The organism is Scandinavium sp., assembly GCF_036271055.1.
Taxonomy (GTDB): Bacteria; Pseudomonadota; Gammaproteobacteria; order Enterobacterales; family Enterobacteriaceae; genus Scandinavium.
The window spans coordinates 161,299-179,108 of the sequence record NZ_DATBBJ010000073.1 but is presented as its reverse complement, the minus strand read 5'-3'; the positions used below and the strand labels follow the sequence as shown (position 1 = coordinate 179,108).

Below are 17,810 nucleotides of genomic sequence, written 5' to 3'. Positions count from 1 at the left end.
GATGCCCGGCATGCCGGGCACCTGACTATGCTCTTGTAAAGTATCAGATTAAAGCATATTACGGATCACGTAATGCAGGATCCCGTCGTTCTGGTAATAAGTCAGCTCCGTCGCCGTATCAATGCGGCAGCGACATTCAATCACCTCTTTGTTACCGTCTGCTCGGGTCAGCGTGACAGGCACTGTCGCACCCGGTTTCAGGCTTTGCAGATTAACGATATCAACCTGTTCCTCACCCGTCAGCCCCAGTGTTTTGCGAGTCACGCCCTGCGGGAATTCCAGCGGCAGGATCCCCATCCCAATCAGATTTGAGCGGTGAATACGTTCAAACGATTCGGAAATCACCACGCGCACGCCCAGCAGACGCGGACCTTTCGCCGCCCAGTCACGGCTTGAACCTGAGCCGTACTCTTTCCCGGCAATCACTGCCAGTGGCGTGCCCTGCTCCTGATAACGCATCGCCGCATCGTAAATCGAAATGACTTCCGAACCCGGCAGATGACGCGTCATACCGCCTTCGATGCCTGGCACCATTTCATTACGAATACGAATGTTGGCAAATGTGCCGCGCATCATCACTTCGTGGTTGCCGCGTCGGGATCCGTAGGAGTTAAAATCGCGCCGTTCAACGCCGTGATTTTGCAGATAACGCCCCGCCGGGCTGTCCGCTTTGATGCTCCCCGCCGGGGAAATATGGTCAGTGGTCACCGAATCGCCGAGCATTGCCAGAATGCGAGCGCCATGAATATCCTGCACCGGATCTGGTTCAACGCCCATTTCATCAAAGAAGGGCGACAGGCGAATATAAGTCGAATCCTGCTGCCAGCCGTAGGTGTCTGATTTATCGACCTGAATCGCTTTCCACTCCGGCGTGCCTTCAAAGACTTCGGCATACTCTTTATGGAACATTTCGGTCGAAACTTCTTCCACCGCGCGGGCAATCTCTTTCCCGCTCGGCCAAATATCCTTCAGATAAACCGGGTCACCTTTCTGATCGTGCCCCAGCGGATCGGTCAGCAGATTGATATTCATATTCCCCGCGAGCGCATAAGCCACCACCAACGGCGGCGATGCCAGCCAGTTGGTTTTGACTAACGGATGAATACGCCCTTCAAAATTACGGTTGCCGGAGAGCACGGCCCCGACAGTCAAATCACCTTTCTTGATCGCCGTTTCAATCGGATCCGGCAAGGGGCCAGAGTTTCCGATACAAGTAGTGCAGCCATACCCCACCAGATTGAAGCCAAGCTCATCGAGGTATGGCGTCAGTTTGGCGTGGGCCAGATAGTCGGAAACCACTTTTGACCCCGGCGCTAACGATGCTTTCACCCAGGGTTGACGCTGGAGGCCAAGTTTAACGGCTTTTTTCGCCAGCAACCCGGCAGCCATTAACACGCTTGGGTTTGAGGTATTGGTACAGGACGTGATGGCGGCAATCACTACCGCGCCGTCCGGCAACTGATACTGATGCCCGTTCAGCGTATAGTCCACCGGATTGCGGTCTTTCTGCGCAGTGTTCAGCTCCAGTTCAGAGCTTTGCGCAAAGGCTTTCGGCACATCGCCCAGCGCCACACGATCCTGAGGGCGTTTTGGCCCCGCCATACTGGCTTCTACTTCGCCCATATCCAGTTCGAGCGTGCTGGTAAATACCGGCTCATCACCCGTATTACGCCACATGCCCTGCGCTTTCGCGTAGGCTTCAACCAGTTCGATTTGGTCGTCACTGCGGCCACTCAGGCGCATGTAATCGAGCGTTACGCCGTCAATCGGGAAGAAACCGCAGGTTGCGCCATACTCTGGCGCCATATTGGCGATTGTCGCGCGATCCGCCAGCGGCAACGTGTCCAGCCCGTCGCCATAGAATTCGACAAATTTACCGACTACACCGTGTTTACGCAGCATCTGGGTAACAGTCAGCACCAGATCTGTCGCGGTAATGCCTTCAGGCAATTTGCCGGTGAGTTTGAAACCGACCACATCCGGGATCAGCATCGAAACGGGCTGGCCGAGCATCGCAGCTTCTGCTTCAATACCGCCAACGCCCCAACCCAAAACGCCGAGTCCGTTGATCATGGTGGTATGGGAATCCGTGCCGACCAGCGTGTCCGGATAGGCAATCCACTCGCCGTTCAGTTGTTCGCTCCATACCGCTTTACCGAGGTATTCCAGATTTACCTGGTGACAAATCCCGGTGCCCGGCGGCACAACACTAAACCGGCTGAACGCCTGCTGTCCCCAGCGCAGGAACACATAACGTTCATGGTTACGCTCCATTTCCAGGCGTACGTTTTCAGTGAAGGCACCGTCATCACCAAAATGATCAACGGTCACGGAATGGTCAATGACCAGATCGACCGAAGAAAGCGGATTCACTTTCGCAGTATCACCACCGAGGCGTTTGACGGCTTCGCGCATTGCGGCCAAATCGACCACCGCAGGCACGCCAGTGAAATCCTGCATCAATACACGGGCAGGACGATAGGCAATTTCACGATCGGCATGGGCATTTTTCAGCCAGCCCGCCAGCGCGCGAATATCTTCTTCGGTGACGGAATCGCCATCCTGCCAGCGCAGCAGGTTTTCGAGCAGGACTTTGAGTGATTTTGGCAGGCGGGAAAGATCGCCCAGGGTTTTGGCGGCCAGTGGCAGGCTATAGTAATGATACGTTTTGGCTTTGGCCTGTAGCGTGTCCTTACTGGCTTCTCGTAGGGTTGACGACATAGCTCCTCCTTAATGACAGGGATTGCGATACCCTGAAACTCCTCAGGGTCTGTCTATAAAGATAACACAACCACAACGTAACGCTTTGATAACAACCCGAATTGCTAAATGAGGGGTAAACGTGCGAGGTAAAAAATGAAAACCCGACGTAAGCATCGGGTTTGTCAGGGGATTATTTGATGATCATCCAGACCATTTGGCACCAGAAAAGGAGAGACAGTGAAAACACGCCAATCCACGACCAGTATTTTACGCGACGGTTTGTATTCATTATTTAACACCCATAGTTATTCATTTTAACTGCCACGTCAGGCAGTGGACTTATTGCTGTGGTGTATTTATTAACGAGTACAAGAAACGAAAAGTGACTTACCACTCACAGAAAAGAATCAGATTGAAAAATTAGCTTTTTTTATCTTCGGCAACGGCAAACGAATCAATAAAACTCTGCTGCTGGGGCGTCAGTTTCCAGGAGGCGGGAACGGTCACCTGCCCCTTTGTGTGGGTTTGTGGTTTGTCATTTGACTGACATGTTGGCTTCACGGACACATGCTGACCAGAAACAACCATTTTTAGCCCCAATATTTCCAGATGAGCAGTGCAACAACGACCCAAAACAGCGCAGAACCCAGGAATACCGCACGCCACGCTTTTCGCTTCAGCTCAGGATCCCTTTGCGGTTCTTCACGTCCTGACGGCATTGCTAACCTCATACAATCGGTATCACTTATCATATTAGCACCAAACAATCGGTACGATTAATCACCATTGAGATAAATCCTAATTAAAAAAGCGCTAAAAATCCAGCGATTTTACGAATCGTTACCCGCTGATTCTTTAATCTTTGACGTCAAATAAATAATTGATCAGCAAAATTTGCGTAGCGGCAAAATAGTTTCTACTTTTGTCGCCTTTTAACAGGGCATTAACGTGGAGAGGGGCAATCGAGAATGGAAACCAGAAAAACGAGAAATGCAAATGAGGGAGATTTTAATTTACGTTAAGTGATCTATTTCACGGTATCCCCGTTCCCGGGGACACCGTTAATACCCCGAGGGATTATTTCTCAGGTAATTTAATATCCTTGAACATCTCTTCAATATCTTCATTTGAGCGTAATGCGACTGCGGTATCGACTACATCACGGGTCAAATGCGGCGCAAAGCGCTGAATGAAATCATACATATAGCTGCGCAGGAAGGTGCTACGGCGGAAGCCAATTTTAGTGGTGCTGTGGCTGAAAATATCCCCCGCTTCGAGTTTAATCAGATCAGGGTCGGACACCGGGTCAACGGCCATACTCGCAATTACCCCGACGCCCAACCCCAGGCGAACATAGGTTTTAATCACGTCGGCATCCGTCGCGGTGAAGACAATACGCGGCGTCAGCCCTGCGCGGTTAAACGCGGTATCAAGCTCTGAGCGCCCGGTAAAGCCGAAGGTATAGGTCACCAGCGGATACTGTGCCAGCTCTTCAATAGTGACCGCCCCTTTGCCTGCCAGCGGGTGATCCGCCGTGACGACAATCGAGCGATTCCAGTGATAACACGGCAGCATGACCAGATCGTCATAAAGATGTAGCGCTTCGGTGGCGATGGCGAAATCTGCATTGCCTTTGGACACCGCTTCCGCGATTTGCGTTGGCGAGCCTTGATGCATGTGCAGCGAAACACGCGGGTAGCGCTCGATAAAACCTTTGATAACCCCCGGCAGTGCATAACGCGCCTGTGTGTGTGTCGTGGCAACGTACAATGAGCCTTTATCCGGCCAGGTGTGCTCCCCTGCTACCGATTTGATGGCCTCCACTTTAGACAACACTTCCCGGGCGATACGAATAATTTCCTGCCCGGCGGGCGTTACCTGTGTCAGATGCTTTCCGCTACGCGCAAATATCTGAATACCCAGCTCATCCTCGAGCATGCGAACTTGTTTACTGATGCCCGGCTGCGAGGTGTACAGTCCTTCGGCGGTCGAGGAGACATTGAGGTTATGGTTCACAACCTCAACGATATAACGGAGTTGCTGTAGTTTCATGACCGGTATCCGATATGCGTTCGGCGCTGACGCCTAATACGATTTAATAATAAGAAATGGATTAACTATAACCACTATATCATTTATACCGGATGTGTATAGATGTGAATAAAAAATAATAACGCGGTGAACTGGTGCTAAAACAAAGGGCCGCAGAGCGGCCCTTTGGGGAGGTTTCAGGGGGTTATCAGGGCGTTACTTCTTCGCCACTTCCTGCCATTTCCCGTCGATAAAGAAGGCAGACCAACCGGTCGCTTTACCCTCTTTTTCTGAAGCCACGTACTGCTGCTTCGTTTTACGGCTGAAACGCACCATGGTCTTATTACCCGCTGGATCTTCCTGCGGCGCATCGGCGAGATAGCGCAGTTTTTCCGGCAGACGATCGCGGAAACGATACAGTTCTTCCACCAGCGGCGCACGTGTTTCGCGCGATTTCGGGAAGGTATTCGCTGCCAGGAACACACCAGCCGCGCCGTCACGCAGAACAAAGTACGCGTCTGATTTCTCACACGGCAGTTCTGGCAACGGAACCGGATCTTCTTTCGGCGGTGCGACATCACCGTTACGCAAGATCTTACGGGTGTTCTTACAGTCGTCGTTGGTACAAGCCATGTATTTACCAAAACGCCCCATTTTCAGGTGCATTTCGGAACCACATTTCTCACACTCAACGATTGGGCCGTCGTAACCCTTGATGCGGAACTCGCCTTCTTCGATTTCGTAGCCGTCACAGGTCGGGTTGTTACCACAGACATGTAGCTTGCGCTTCGGATCGATAAGGTAGCTGTCCATCGCCGTTCCGCATTTAGCACAACGACGCTTGGCACGCAGCGCGTTAGTTTCCGCGTCGTCGCCTTCCAGCACGTTCAGCACTTCGTTTTCCGGCACCAGGTTAATGGTGGTTTTGCAGCGCTCTTTCGGCGGCAAAGCATAGCCGGAACAACCGAGGAATACACCTGTACTGGCAGTGCGGATACCCATCTGACGGCCACAGGTCGGGCAGTCGATGCTGGTCAAAATCATCGGATTCGGCAGCATTCCGCCTTCTTCCGGATCTTTATCTGCGGTTTCCAGTTGACGGGTAAAGTCACCAAAGAAATCGTTCAGAACCTGCTTCCACTCCGCTTCATGGTTCGCAACCTTATCCAGGCTGTTTTCCATTTGCGCGGTGAAGTCATAGTTCATCAGCTCGCGGAAATTACCTTCCAGACGATCGGTGACGATTTCACCCATTTTCTCAGCATAGAAACGACGGTTTTCAACACGCACATAGCCGCGATCCTGAATGGTCGAAATGATCGACGCATAGGTGGACGGACGACCAATGCCGCGTTTTTCAAGCTCTTTGACCAGCGATGCTTCACTGAAACGTGCGGGCGGTTTAGTGAAGTGTTGAGCCGGCAGCAGTTCAACCAGCGCCAGTTCTTCGCCTTTTTTCACTGGCGGTAGCGTACGGTCTTCATCGCCTTTGCGCAGCGCAGGCATGACTTTCGTCCAACCGTCGAAACGCAATGTGCGACCGCGCGCTTTGAGTTTGAAATCCCCTGCGCCAACGGTCAGTGTGGTGGAATCGTACTGCGCTGGCATCATCTGACAGGCCACAAACTGACGCCAGATCAGCTGATACAGTTTCTGTGCATCCGCTTCCATATCTTTCAGCGACTCTGCCAACACAGCGACATCAGAAGGACGAACCGCTTCGTGCGCTTCCTGCGAGTTCTCTTTGTTGGAGTAGTGATTGGCGCTTTCCGGCAGGTATTTCTTACCGAAGTTATCGCCAATATAGTCGCGCACCATGCTTACCGCGTCCTGACTCAGGTTAGTGGAGTCCGTACGCATATAAGTGATGTAACCCGCTTCATACAGTCGCTGGGCCATCATCATGGTTTTCTTCACGCCGTAACCAAGACGGGTGCTTGCCGCCTGCTGCAACGTTGAGGTGATGAAAGGCGCGCCCGGCTTGCTGCTGGTCGGCTTATCTTCACGATCAAGTACGCTAAAGCGCGCTTTTTCAAGCAGGCTAACGGCTGCCATGGTTTCGTCACGGGTGACCGGACGGAACGGCTTATCTTTATGATGACTGACTTCCAGCGGCAGCGCATCGCCCGATGGCGTGGTGGTGTTGGCGTCAATTTCCCAGAACTCTTCCGGAACGAACGCCTTAATTTCACGTTCACGCTCGACCACCAGACGCACGGCAACAGACTGCACGCGCCCTGCAGACAGGCCACGCGCAATCTTTTTCCACAGCAGCGGAGAGACCATGTAGCCCACAACGCGGTCGACAAAACGACGCGCCTGCTGAGCATTTACACGATCGATATTCAGTTCGCCCGGCGTATCAAACGCCTGACGAATCGCATTCTTGGTTATCTCGTTAAACACCACGCGGCTATAGCGTGAGTCATCACCACCGATCACTTCCCGCAGGTGCCATGCAATGGCTTCCCCTTCGCGGTCAAGGTCGGTTGCGAGATAGATATGGTCAGCTTTTTCAGCTAACTGTTTGAGTTCAGCAACAACCTTTTCTTTACCGGGCAGCACTTCGTACTGGGCTTCCCAGTCGTGCCATGGATCCACGCCCATGCGGTTAACCAGTGCGCCGCGCTCATCCTTTTTCGGCTTCTTAGCCGGTTTGGTGGCGGGTTTGGCCTCAGCCGCTTTTTTGCTTGCTGAGCCACTGGTCGGCAGATCGCGGATATGACCGACGCTGGATTTCACCACGTAGTCATTACCCAGATATTTATTGATCGTTTTGGCTTTTGCCGGGGACTCAACGATAACGAGAGCTTTACCCATATTCACCTTTACCTAATTTGATTCTTCCAGGAATACGCACTCACTCCAACGAATGTAGCGCATATATCGCACTTGAATTCACCTTCCAGTGGCGACAAGCCTAAATCTGGTGGCGGCGTCAATGGAGTTCAACCCCTTCTCCGGTCCGGCCCCAGAAGCCTGAGTCAGAGGATTGAGTTGTCTGGCCTTTTCCTGCCAGGTGGTATAGCACGAAGAATTTTCGGTCGAATGTCAAGCAAATCTGTTGCCAGAATGCGAAAGCGTCACACTGTACCTGATAAAATCCGTTACGCAACTTTATTAGCATGCAAAAGCAAATCCCGCCAACTCTCGACAACACGCGATGTCCTTGTCTTTCACAGGGAAAATTTGCCCGTATAGCATGCGGGGCGTAGACTATTGGCAATGTTTTAGAGGAGTCTGTGATGCAAGAATCATCCCAACCTATCGATCGCCAGTCCCTGCTGGTAGAAGCCAACCGCCTGATTCGTGAACATGACGACACGATGAAAGGCATTGAAGCCACGGGTGTCACCCAGCGTAACGGTGTGCTGGTGTTTAGTGGTGAGTTCTATCTTGATGAGCAAGGTTTGCCGACAGCAAAGAGCACCGCAGTGTTCAATATATTCAAATATCTGGCTCATCAGCTGTCAGAAAAATACCATTTAATTGATTAAAAAAAATGCGAGGTTTCGGCCTCGCATTTCATTTACAACTTCTACATCATCGGTTTTTGCCCGCGCTGCCACCAACGCATCAGCAGGTGGTCCGCACTTTCTGCGGCGCTGCCCGTAAACCTGTCCATCAGTTTCTTACGCTGCAAGTAGCGTACGTTCAATACCTCGTGACTTTCCATCAACCCCAGCAGTAGATCGTCACTGGTGCCAATTTCGTCAACCAGCCCTTTTTCCTGCGCCTGTTGACCGTACCAGTGTTCACCCGTCGCCACCTGTTCAATGTCCAGTTGCGGACGCATCTGGTGCACAAAATCTTTAAACAGCAGATGGGTTTCATTGAGGTCTTCGCGGAATTTCTGCCGCCCTTCCTCTGTGTTTTCACCCAGTAGCGTCAACGTGCGTTTGTACTGGCCCGCCGTGTGCAGCTCAATGTCGATATCTTTGTTTTTCAGGAAGCGGTTGAAGTTCGGGATTTGCGCCACGACGCCAATCGAACCGATAATCGCAAATGGCGCGGAGACAATTTTGTCACCGACACAGGCCATCATGTAGCCACCGCTGGCTGCCACTTTATCGACCGCAATCGTCAACGGGATTTTTTTATCGCGCAGGCGCTGAAGCTGTGATGCGGCCAGGCCATATCCGTGCACCACGCCGCCTGGGCTTTCCAGACGCAACACCACCTGATCCTGTGGTTTGATAACGGCTAACACAGCCGTCACTTCTTCGCGCAGCGAGTTCACCTCATGGGCGTCCATACTGCCTTTGAAATCCAGCACCCAAGCTTTGGGTTTATCACCCGTCTCTTTCACGCCCTTTTTCGCGTTCGCTTTTGCTGTTTTCGCTTCCTGCTTATGCTTTTTCTTTTGCGCTTTGTGCCAGAGCTTCTGCTGTGGGCCGTCAAGCAGCGCCACGCTCATGTCTTCCTGCATCTCTTTGTACTGTTCGCTCAGATTGCTCACCCGCAGTTCTCCCCGCTGCCGCTTACGCTGGGTAAGATTCACGATAAGCGTAGCAATCACCGCAATCGCAACCACAATCGTGGCGATTTTCGCCAAAAACAATCCATACTGAGAAAGTAGTTCCACGCTTCCACCTTGAAAAGAATGACTCGGATATCGCGCACAGTGTACAACAGCCCATACAGTGCGTCTCCCGCCTGAATTGTACGATGCGAGCACGCTTCCCGTTTTTTTCTCTGTCGATGAAATGATTGCAAAATGTTAATTCTGACCACGCTTTCCATCTGGCTGATTGAAATACCCCGGCGTTTAGGGCATAAACCCAAAAAGCGAACAAACATAACCAGAACAGAGACGTGGCGTGACGAACCGCCACAGGAGAGAGTCCGTGCATTATCAACCGCAGCGTGATTTGCTACAAAATCGCATCATTCTGGTGACAGGTGCCAGCGACGGTATAGGCCGTGAAGCCGCCCTGACCTACGCCCGCTACGGCGCGAGCGTCATTCTTTTAGGTCGTAACGAAGACAAACTGCGCACCGTTGCCCAACAGATTCAACAAGAAGGCAGCATTCCGGCGCAGTGGTTTATTCTCGATTTGCTCACCTGCACGCCTGAAGAGTGCCAGCAGCTTGCGCAAAAAATCGGTATCCATTATCCCCGCCTCGACGGCGTGCTGCATAACGCGGGTCTTCTGGGTGACGTCGTGCCGATGGATCAGCAAAAGCTGGACGTCTGGCAGGATGTGATGCAGGTGAACGTGAACGGCACATTTATGCTGACCCAGGCACTTCTTCCTTTATTACTCAAGTCAGATTCCGGATCGCTTGTCTTCACCTCATCGAGCGTCGGCCAGCAAGGGCGCGCTAATTGGGGAGCCTACGCAGTCTCTAAATTCGCCACCGAAGGCATGATGCAAGTGCTGGCTGAAGAATATCAGGGCCATCTGCGCGTGAATTGCATTAATCCGGGTGGCACCCGCACAGGGATGCGTGCCAGTGCGTTTCCAACGGAAGATCCGCAGAAACTGAAAACCCCGGCTGAAATTATGCCGCTGTATCTGTGGTTGATGGGCGACGACAGCCGTCGCAAAACCGGCACTTCTTTCGATGCCCAACCGGGCCGCAAACCAGGGATTTCACAATGAGTGACGATCGTCATCGCGAACGCCAGCAGCGCCTGAAAGAGAAAGTTGACGCGCGTATCGAAGAAGCCCAGGAAGAGCGAGGCATTCTGTTAGTGCTGACCGGCAACGGCAAAGGTAAAACCACCGCTGCATTTGGAACTGCCACGCGCGCCGTGGGGCACGGTAAAAACGTCGGGGTGATCCAGTTTATTAAAGGGGAATGGCCTAACGGCGAGCGTAATTTGCTGGAGCCTCACGGCGTCGAGTTTCAGGTCATGGCGACCGGATTTACCTGGAATACACAGGATAAAGAAGGTGATACCGCCGCGTGTTTATCCGTCTGGCAACATGCAAAGCGCATGATGGCCGACGAGAGTCTGGACATGGTGATTCTGGACGAGCTGACGTATATGGTCGCCTATGACTATCTTCCGCTGGAAGAAGTCCTTACAGCGCTAAGTCATCGCCCCCATCACCAGACGGTAATCGTCACGGGCCGTGGCTGTCATCGGGATATTCTTGAGATGGCGGATACGGTAAGTGAACTGCGTCCGGTGAAACATGCCTTTGACGCGGGGATCAAAGCACAGATCGGTATCGACTATTAAAAAAGGCCCTTCGGGGCCTTTTTTTACTTACGATCCGCTGCCGTTGTTACGGCTGCTGGAGCGATTTCCTGGTCGGCGACTGCCGCCACTCTTCGCGGGCTTACCGCTCACTTGAGTGTGACGTTTCACCGCACGGCGGATTTGGTTCGCTTTCACGCGACGACGGTCTTTTTCGACCGCGACTTTCGATTCAGTTTCCGGCTTCAGTTCCACCAGCTCACGCAGGTAGTTGGTCTGGGCCAGATCCAGTTCGGTATAACCGCCGCGCGGGATACCTTTTGGCAGATTGATATCGCCATAGCGCACGCGAATCAGACGACTCACCTGCACGCCAACCGCTTCCCAAAGACGACGCACTTCACGGTTGCGCCCTTCGGTCAGGGTCACGTTGTACCACTGGTTAATGCCTTCGCCACCGGTAAATTTGATGGTTTTGAATGCCGCCGGGCCATCTTCCAGTTGCACACCGCGTGACAGCTGGCGGACTTTATTATCGTCCACTTCGCCAAACACGCGCACGGCGTATTCACGTTCAACTTCACGGCTAGGGTGCATCAGACGGTTCGCCAGTTCACCATCGGTGGTGAACAACATCAGACCGCAGGTATTCACGTCCAGACGCCCTACGGCAATCCAGCGCGCACCGCGCAGTTTCGGCAGACGGTCAAACACCGTCGGACGCCCTTCCGGGTCGCTGCGGGTACACAATTCGCCTTCCGGCTTGTAGTACGCCAGTACGCGGCAAACCTGCTCCACAGACTCTTTGACGGAGATCAGATGGCCATCGATACGAATTTTAATACCGGGGATGACTTCAACGCGATCGCCTAGCGTTGCGATTTTGCCATCGACGCTGACGCGACTTGCCTGAATCATGGTTTCGATTTCACGGCGGGAGCCGTGGCCAGCGCGGGCCAGCACTTTCTGTAATTTCTCGCTCATCGAGCTTCCTTAAGGTGTCGCCTTCCCAGGCGTCTGGTATACTTTCGAAAACAACGAGTTAGCTCAACATTCAACTTAACTCACTGATCTGTAACTCTTTCATGGTACACAGCATGGCAAACTACGCGTCACACAAGCTGTCACACACAATGATTCGTGGGCGCACATACTACACGAATTTTAGACTAAATGATTCAACAAGTTTTGTGCGTCTGAGTCTCGGTACTGACAGCCAAAAACAAGCCGAAGTGATCATGAATCAGATCCGCCCATACATCCCGCTCGTTCAGAATGGGACAATGGGCATTGAGGAGTTTAAGAGGAAGATTCATGGCTACCGCGCCGCCACTAAACAAGACTTTGACAGCTATCTCTTACGCGCTCTCGAAAGAGATGTTGCCGAAGTGGAGCGGCTCCCAGAGTTAGGACAATGGCATAAAAACATCAATCCTGATTCACCTCTATCGCCATCCGAAACAGTAGAAGCGGCTCAGGGCTATGCAGATGCCCATTTTAACCGGATGGTGGACGGCAGCGAACTAACAGCGAACGAAGTGCTTGCCAGCCTTCACATGCAGAAAATTGAGCTATCTAAAGCAGACCTACCGCTTGCAAATCAGGTGGCTGCCGCGCTCGATCTGAGTCGCACAACGGTAGCACAGGCGTATGAAGCATTTTATTCGAAGGACTTATTACGCTACCGCCAGATCACAGCGGGCCTACAGGCGCAGTTAGAAGAGGCAAAGATCAAATCTCAGCCGCAATCTGACTTTGAACCAAAACAGCCTGTTACACCAACAGCCAAAGAGGTTGTAAGTCAGACGATCACACTGTCCGAAGCGTGGGCTATGTATGTCAAAGAGAAAGGCCAAAAGTGGCGCAGAAGTATCGCCAATGAAAACCAGCGCTTCTTTGATGTACTGCTTTACGTTGTCGGTGACAAGCCGATTGACTTGGTTACAAAACAAGACATTCGACAAGCGTTGAAGGTTACAGAAAACCTCCCGACTCGAATCAAGCTACCCTACAAGCATTTGTCACTGAAAGAGTGTATTGATTATGACGTTCCAGAAGATGATTTATTGAGCAGTCAGCACGTCGAAAAGCATCTCAAAATCTGGCGTTCTCTCTTTAAAACGTACTTGGTTGACACGAAAGATCTGCTTGAGAGATCCCCTACCGATGGAGTGCCCTATGTAGTTAAGCCAAATCGACGGGGTCATTACAATCCTGTTGAACTTGCGAGGCTTAAAACCAAACTATTTTCACTTGGTAACGCAGATTGGCGCAAATGGTACTTTCTTGCGCTTATCTATACGGGTGCTCGTCGCGGAGAATTGGCGACAATCAAGAAGAAAGATATTCGGCAAGACGAAGAGACAGGTCGTTGGTACATCTTCATAGAAGAAGGCAAAACTGATCACGCACAACGCCAGATCCCATTGCACAATGCCGTAGAAGGCGGTTTGCTTAACCTGATTAAAGAACGGAAACCCGGCGATCTGGTTTTCAGCACATTACCTAACTACACAGCAACTACGGACGAATGGATCACCATAATGGAGGAACTTTGCATCCCGGATTATGACGAGTTCGGATTGAAACGCCGTATTCACAGCCTTCGGCACACGTTCATGAGTGGTTGTCTTGCTTCTGGGGTATCCGTACCTCTGATGCAGTTCGTTGTCGGACACTCAAGAAGTCAAAGTTTAGGTGTCACGTCCATTTATACGCACCGCCCCCCACTGAAAGATCTGTTGGGCGTGGTCGACTTCCAGAAATGACCAAGGGTAAGAATGAAAAATCTATGGAACATGTGGAATTAGTTAATTTTTTATGGTATTAGGTATTGACTTTTAGTGCAAAGGTATGCTACCCTAACCACAATTTACGAGCGTAAGCGAGTGGGTTTATTCTCCTGAAAGGAGAGAGTTACCTTTGTACAATAGTATTTTTTCATGTTAGTCATGAAAGAGAGAGTATGTCTGTTCCTGTGTATCAATCACTACTCAGGTGTACTCTCTACCTCCGATCTGAACTAACAATTAACCTATCCTGATAATAATCTGTTCCTGTTACTCACCGATAACCACCAGCAGCCATTGAACGCATTACAGCCTGTCTCCCTGACGTTCACCCACCCTTGCAGCACACAACGCAGCAGACGAAGCGAGAACAGCGCACAAGCTGGCACATCGTAAGCCGTCGCCCTTCTCACTGGTGCACACACTGGTGCAATGACGATACCGCCCTGCAACGTCCAGAAGATGATCCCAGAGCCACCAGCGGCGCTACCTGGCGTGTGGACAGCGGAAGCACCCGATCAAATGCCTACGCTCTAATGAGTGCTCTGAGCAGTTCTCTCTGACAGCTTCGCTGTATTCCAACTATCCAATCCCAACCATGCAGTCAAGACAACACAACCAACAATTCACACTTAAATACAAAAGTCAACAAAAACAGCTTGACAAAAAATGCTTTTTCCTGTATTATAAATCATGTAGGGAAGCAATGTTGAAACGGTGCAAGCTCTCGCCGCCGTTTATAGAATCTACTCCCCTACCGCTATTCCCATACCTACCGCTATTCCCATAGTAGCAAGCATGATCGTGCGCACCGTCGCACACTCTCCGCAGAATAAAGCCTCCAGATTGCCAAATGTCCATTTCCTTTATTTCCAGATTACCGCTCTGGTTTTCGGTTGTGGTGGACGTTTGGATCATTCCTTTCTGGAGGCTTTCCTATGCCCCAACAAAAGGAAAACTCATACATTTGAAAAGTCAGATCTTAAAAACCATCGCCGATTGGCTTCCCCGCTTCGAATTTCACGTTTACCGCGACAGGCTACGCCAATACGGGATGCCAACCACCCCGCAGCGAGTAGCGTTTATGTATTGGGCTGAGGAAGTGATGCAACACTGCTTCACCTTCGAGGACTTCGTAAACGAATGGAGCAATGGCAACGATCACCGCGAAATAAACAGATGGTTGCAATCCTGCTACATCGGCATGGAGTTTTACCAGGGCAAAACGTATTACGTAACGTCTTACCTCGTCGGTGGGAAGAGTCCGTTTTATTGCCCACGCTGTAACCGCATCAACATCAAACGACTATTAGAAATCAAGGATAAACAGAAGCATGACTAAACTACCAGCCGCATTAATGCGTGAAGTGAAAACCGAGTTCAAGGCCCAGCGTGACCAGTATGTATCTGAGTTCATCGAAACTCATCTTAAGGATGTTTTCAGCATTTCAGACTTCCATCCCGTGATCCTCACCACGTTACAACAAGCTATCCTCGACGGATACACCATAGCCGACTATGACCGCCAGCCGTTCTATAACGCCGGGGAACCTGCAATTCGCATTGTGTTAAACCGCAAGCAAGATGATATCGAGGTTGAGCGTACTGCCCTCACCACAGAGGCAGAAGCCCAGCTTATGGCATCCCTGACGACTCAAGCAGAAGAATACTACGCTCACGCCGTAGCCGAAGAAGAACGCCGCCAACGTGCAGAAGAAGCCGCAAAAGCCGCAGCAGAGCTTGAGGCGCATACATTTGAAAGCCGTCTCCGCGAAGCTCTTTCCGATAATGCGAAGTGAGGTGGGAATGTTTGACAGCTACGCACAGAAGCGGAACCCGCTCAGACTGGCACAGCGACATTCCAGCGCCTACCGCGAAATGATGACCGCAGCACAGAACGGCATCGACTTTATCACAGGGCGACCACTGACAGATCCGGTTATTGACCATGACCACAGAACGGGGCTTTGCCGCCTTATCCTGAACCGGGTGACGAACGCCATTGAAGGCGATTTTAATCGGATCTTATCCGGCATTGCCTACCGCGAAGACTTTACCCCGCTACTGTGGGAAGTGTATTTCGGTCATCATAGCGACCTTTACGACGAGTTATACGACGCAGCGCTCGAACGCAGAAACGGTTATTTGAAAGAAGATAACTTCGGATTTATCTTAAAACAGTTTGCGGTGTATTACGCCGTCCGCTTTGACCAACTTCACCACCTGGAGTATTACCGATGACCAAAAACCCGCAACAATCCTTAGCCTGGTTAAAGCACTATTGGAACCACCAGCGACAGGAAGAAGTGCAGAAATCAGAAATCAAGCTCGAACCACTGAACAAGCCCGTGTTATTCGATAAGGTAGTTGACCGCCTCACCATTGGTGAATTCTATCAGTGGCTCTTATCAGAGGGTTACATCTTCAAAGCTAAGGATGACAAATAATGTTGAAACTCATTATTGCACGCGATGTGCTCAACTGGATTGATGCAAACAAGGGCGAGGACAGCCGCCCTACCTTCATTATAAAAACTTTACGAAATGCTATGAACGAGGGCATGGATGACACAAAAGCAACAAATAAGAACACTGATTGACCATTTACAAGCAGAAAAATACGCGTTTATCAGCGCCCAAGGTAAAATACTCCTCCACCACGTCCCCACTAATACCAATCATGGAACGGACATTCTCCGCAGGTTATTCAAACTTGCTACTGGTGCAAGGTGGCAGCAACATTATTTAGATGATCTGCTGGTCGAAGTACCTTTCATCATGGTGCAGGACTTTAATCCAGCGAAGCCATGCGGCATCGATCAGAATGGAACACTGAACATGTTCAGGACGTGGCGCAGCGACAAGCCACCAGCGGCAGATCTCACCCTATGGCATGAGTATCTGACCCGGATCTTTCCAGACCAGACAGACCGCGACACAGTGAGCGCATACATGGCGCACATGTTCCAGCACCCGGAACAGCGCCCAAGCTGGCACATCGTTATTCCGAGTGATACCGGGACAGGCAAAGGTTTTTTGTTCAATCAAATCCTCTCGCCGCTCCTTATGCACCAGACAACGCTTTACTCCAACTACGGCACCCTGATGGGCGTCCACAATGATGCGATGGCCCGTACAATCCTGATCCTGTTCGATGACCCACCGCCAGCCAAACATAACATGGCGGATCGGTTAAAAAGCATCCAGACTGAACCGATGATCGAGATTAACAGGAAGTATGAGCAGCCTCGAAAGGTAGCCACTTACACCCGGTTTTTCACGTTCAGCAACAGCGAGAGTCCGATTGAAGTGGAGGCGAATGATCGCCGCCATTACTGCACCCATTACATACGCCACCGGGTGAACAGGGAAGAAACAGCAGAGTTTATTGCCCGTCTTGCTGATTGGCTCGCCGTGGGCGGTCTGGAAGCCGTACACGCCTGGCTAATGGCTTACCCGTTGGAATCCTTCAATCCGTATCGCCCACCGTTCAGCGTGGCACTTGAGCGCATGAAACAGGCCAGCATAAGCGAAGAGCAGAACGAAGCGGAGATCTTCACCGGAGAAAATCCGGCGTTTGCATTCCAGGCATTCCATGACGCTTGCCCATCCTTCCCGCGAGCACAGGACGCGAGTCAATGGCTACGTGATAACGGGTACATGAGCGCCAGAGTGAACACCCGCGCCGGGTTAAAATCAGTCTGGTATCGAGCGCCGCAGGACGGCAGCAGCAAGATCCCGGAGAGCGTTCTCTCCTGGTTTGTTGATAAGTATTACCCGACCCAATGATCAGGGCTACAGGGCTATGATTTTAGCCCTGCATTTTGAAACCCTCGCCGCCACTGGTCTGATCAGGGCTACATGGCTAACAGGGCTATTTATCAAGTATTCTTAGATCCTTATCGACTTCACCGTTTTTATAACGGGGAGAGGAGACTCCAACCAGAGTTTCCCGCGAGGCATTAGCCGCCCCATTTCAGCCGCTCGCCGTGACGTTCGTCATGGTGTAGCAATCCGCTGAACAAGTTCTCAAAACTGAAACTTTAAATCACTCATACATAGAGTCTGTACTCACGCCCCATCCGGGCGGCGAGGATAGCCGCACACATTCCCGCCCAGCGAGCGTCAGCACACCGC

At 51.5% G+C, this 17,810-nt stretch carries 18 protein-coding genes; 10 read left to right on the top strand and 8 right to left on the bottom strand.

The window, feature by feature from the left end; translation table 11 throughout:
• Positions 1-48: 48 nt before the first annotated feature.
• The 6 genes from acnA to topA form a co-directional block, all read right to left on the bottom strand.
• Positions 49-2,721 carry an aconitate hydratase AcnA gene (gene acnA / locus VH187_RS14610; RefSeq protein ID WP_329702171.1) on the bottom strand — a complete coding sequence of 891 codons (2,673 nt, stop codon included), beginning with the start codon at positions 2,719-2,721 and terminating at the stop codon, positions 49-51.
• A 172-nt stretch (positions 2,722-2,893) separates the two neighbouring features.
• Positions 2,894-2,992 carry a small membrane protein YmiC gene (ymiC, locus tag VH187_RS14605; RefSeq protein ID WP_329702170.1) on the bottom strand — a complete coding sequence of 33 codons (99 nt, stop codon included), beginning with the start codon at positions 2,990-2,992 and terminating at the stop codon, positions 2,894-2,896.
• 131 nt (positions 2,993-3,123) lie between these two features.
• Positions 3,124-3,291: a hypothetical protein gene (locus tag VH187_RS14600; RefSeq protein WP_329702169.1), complete on the bottom strand. Its 168-nt coding sequence runs from the start codon at positions 3,289-3,291 to the stop codon at positions 3,124-3,126.
• Positions 3,292-3,293: 2 nt separating this feature from the next.
• Positions 3,294-3,455: a YmiA family putative membrane protein gene (locus tag VH187_RS14595; protein WP_473964790.1), complete on the bottom strand. Its 162-nt coding sequence runs from the start codon at positions 3,453-3,455 to the stop codon at positions 3,294-3,296.
• A 325-nt stretch (positions 3,456-3,780) separates the two neighbouring features.
• A complete protein-coding gene (cysB, locus tag VH187_RS14590) occupies positions 3,781-4,755 on the bottom strand; it encodes an HTH-type transcriptional regulator CysB (protein WP_329702167.1) in 975 nt (324 codons plus the stop codon).
• 195 nt (positions 4,756-4,950) lie between these two features.
• Entirely contained in the window at positions 4,951-7,554 is a 2,604-nt protein-coding gene (gene topA / locus VH187_RS14585) for a type I DNA topoisomerase (RefSeq protein WP_329702166.1), read from the bottom strand.
• 425 nt (positions 7,555-7,979) lie between these two features.
• On the opposite strand from topA, the gene VH187_RS14580 reads away from it, so the two are divergent.
• Complete coding sequence (locus VH187_RS14580; protein ID WP_329702165.1) at positions 7,980-8,231, top strand: YciN family protein; 252 nt, start codon at positions 7,980-7,982, stop codon at positions 8,229-8,231.
• 41 nt (positions 8,232-8,272) lie between these two features.
• Here the strand turns inward: VH187_RS14580 and sohB are convergent, their stop codons facing one another.
• Positions 8,273-9,319 carry a protease SohB gene (gene sohB, locus VH187_RS14575; protein WP_329702164.1) on the bottom strand — a complete coding sequence of 349 codons (1,047 nt, stop codon included), beginning with the start codon at positions 9,317-9,319 and terminating at the stop codon, positions 8,273-8,275.
• Between the two features lie 262 nt (positions 9,320-9,581).
• On the opposite strand from sohB, the gene VH187_RS14570 reads away from it, so the two are divergent.
• Positions 9,582-10,340 carry a YciK family oxidoreductase gene (locus VH187_RS14570; protein ID WP_329702163.1) on the top strand — a complete coding sequence of 253 codons (759 nt, stop codon included), beginning with the start codon at positions 9,582-9,584 and terminating at the stop codon, positions 10,338-10,340.
• A complete protein-coding gene (gene cobO / locus VH187_RS14565) occupies positions 10,337-10,927 on the top strand; it encodes a cob(I)yrinic acid a,c-diamide adenosyltransferase (RefSeq protein WP_329702162.1) in 591 nt (196 codons plus the stop codon). The genes VH187_RS14570 and cobO overlap by 4 nt, the downstream gene beginning before the upstream one ends.
• A gap of 27 nt (positions 10,928-10,954) precedes the next feature.
• Here cobO and rluB read toward each other — a convergent pair whose 3' ends face one another.
• Positions 10,955-11,869, bottom strand: coding sequence for a 23S rRNA pseudouridine(2605) synthase RluB (rluB, locus tag VH187_RS14560; RefSeq protein ID WP_329702161.1), 915 nt, complete (start codon positions 11,867-11,869; stop codon positions 10,955-10,957).
• 113 nt (positions 11,870-11,982) lie between these two features.
• On the opposite strand from rluB, the gene VH187_RS14555 reads away from it, so the two are divergent.
• The 7 genes from VH187_RS14555 to VH187_RS14525 all read left to right on the top strand — a co-directional run bounded on the left by VH187_RS14555 (position 11,983) and on the right by VH187_RS14525 (position 17,462).
• Positions 11,983-13,653 carry a tyrosine-type recombinase/integrase gene (locus VH187_RS14555; RefSeq protein WP_329702160.1) on the top strand — a complete coding sequence of 557 codons (1,671 nt, stop codon included), beginning with the start codon at positions 11,983-11,985 and terminating at the stop codon, positions 13,651-13,653.
• A 988-nt stretch (positions 13,654-14,641) separates the two neighbouring features.
• Positions 14,642-15,016 (top strand): hypothetical protein, encoded by a 375-nt coding sequence (locus VH187_RS14550; protein ID WP_329702159.1) that lies wholly within the window; start codon positions 14,642-14,644, stop codon positions 15,014-15,016.
• Positions 15,009-15,473 carry a hypothetical protein gene (locus VH187_RS14545; protein WP_329702158.1) on the top strand — a complete coding sequence of 155 codons (465 nt, stop codon included), beginning with the start codon at positions 15,009-15,011 and terminating at the stop codon, positions 15,471-15,473. The genes VH187_RS14550 and VH187_RS14545 overlap by 8 nt, the downstream gene beginning before the upstream one ends.
• A 7-nt stretch (positions 15,474-15,480) precedes the next feature.
• Positions 15,481-15,915, top strand: coding sequence for a hypothetical protein (locus tag VH187_RS14540; protein ID WP_329702157.1), 435 nt, complete (start codon positions 15,481-15,483; stop codon positions 15,913-15,915).
• Complete coding sequence (locus VH187_RS14535; protein ID WP_124752833.1) at positions 15,912-16,121, top strand: hypothetical protein; 210 nt, start codon at positions 15,912-15,914, stop codon at positions 16,119-16,121. Before VH187_RS14540 ends, VH187_RS14535 begins: the two co-directional genes overlap by 4 nt.
• A complete protein-coding gene (locus VH187_RS14530) occupies positions 16,121-16,273 on the top strand; it encodes a hypothetical protein (RefSeq protein ID WP_162750120.1) in 153 nt (50 codons plus the stop codon). The genes VH187_RS14535 and VH187_RS14530 overlap by 1 nt, the downstream gene beginning before the upstream one ends.
• Positions 16,239-17,462: a primase-helicase family protein gene (locus VH187_RS14525; protein ID WP_329702156.1), complete on the top strand. Its 1,224-nt coding sequence runs from the start codon at positions 16,239-16,241 to the stop codon at positions 17,460-17,462. Before VH187_RS14530 ends, VH187_RS14525 begins: the two co-directional genes overlap by 35 nt.
• The last annotated feature ends 348 nt before the right edge of the window (positions 17,463-17,810 follow it).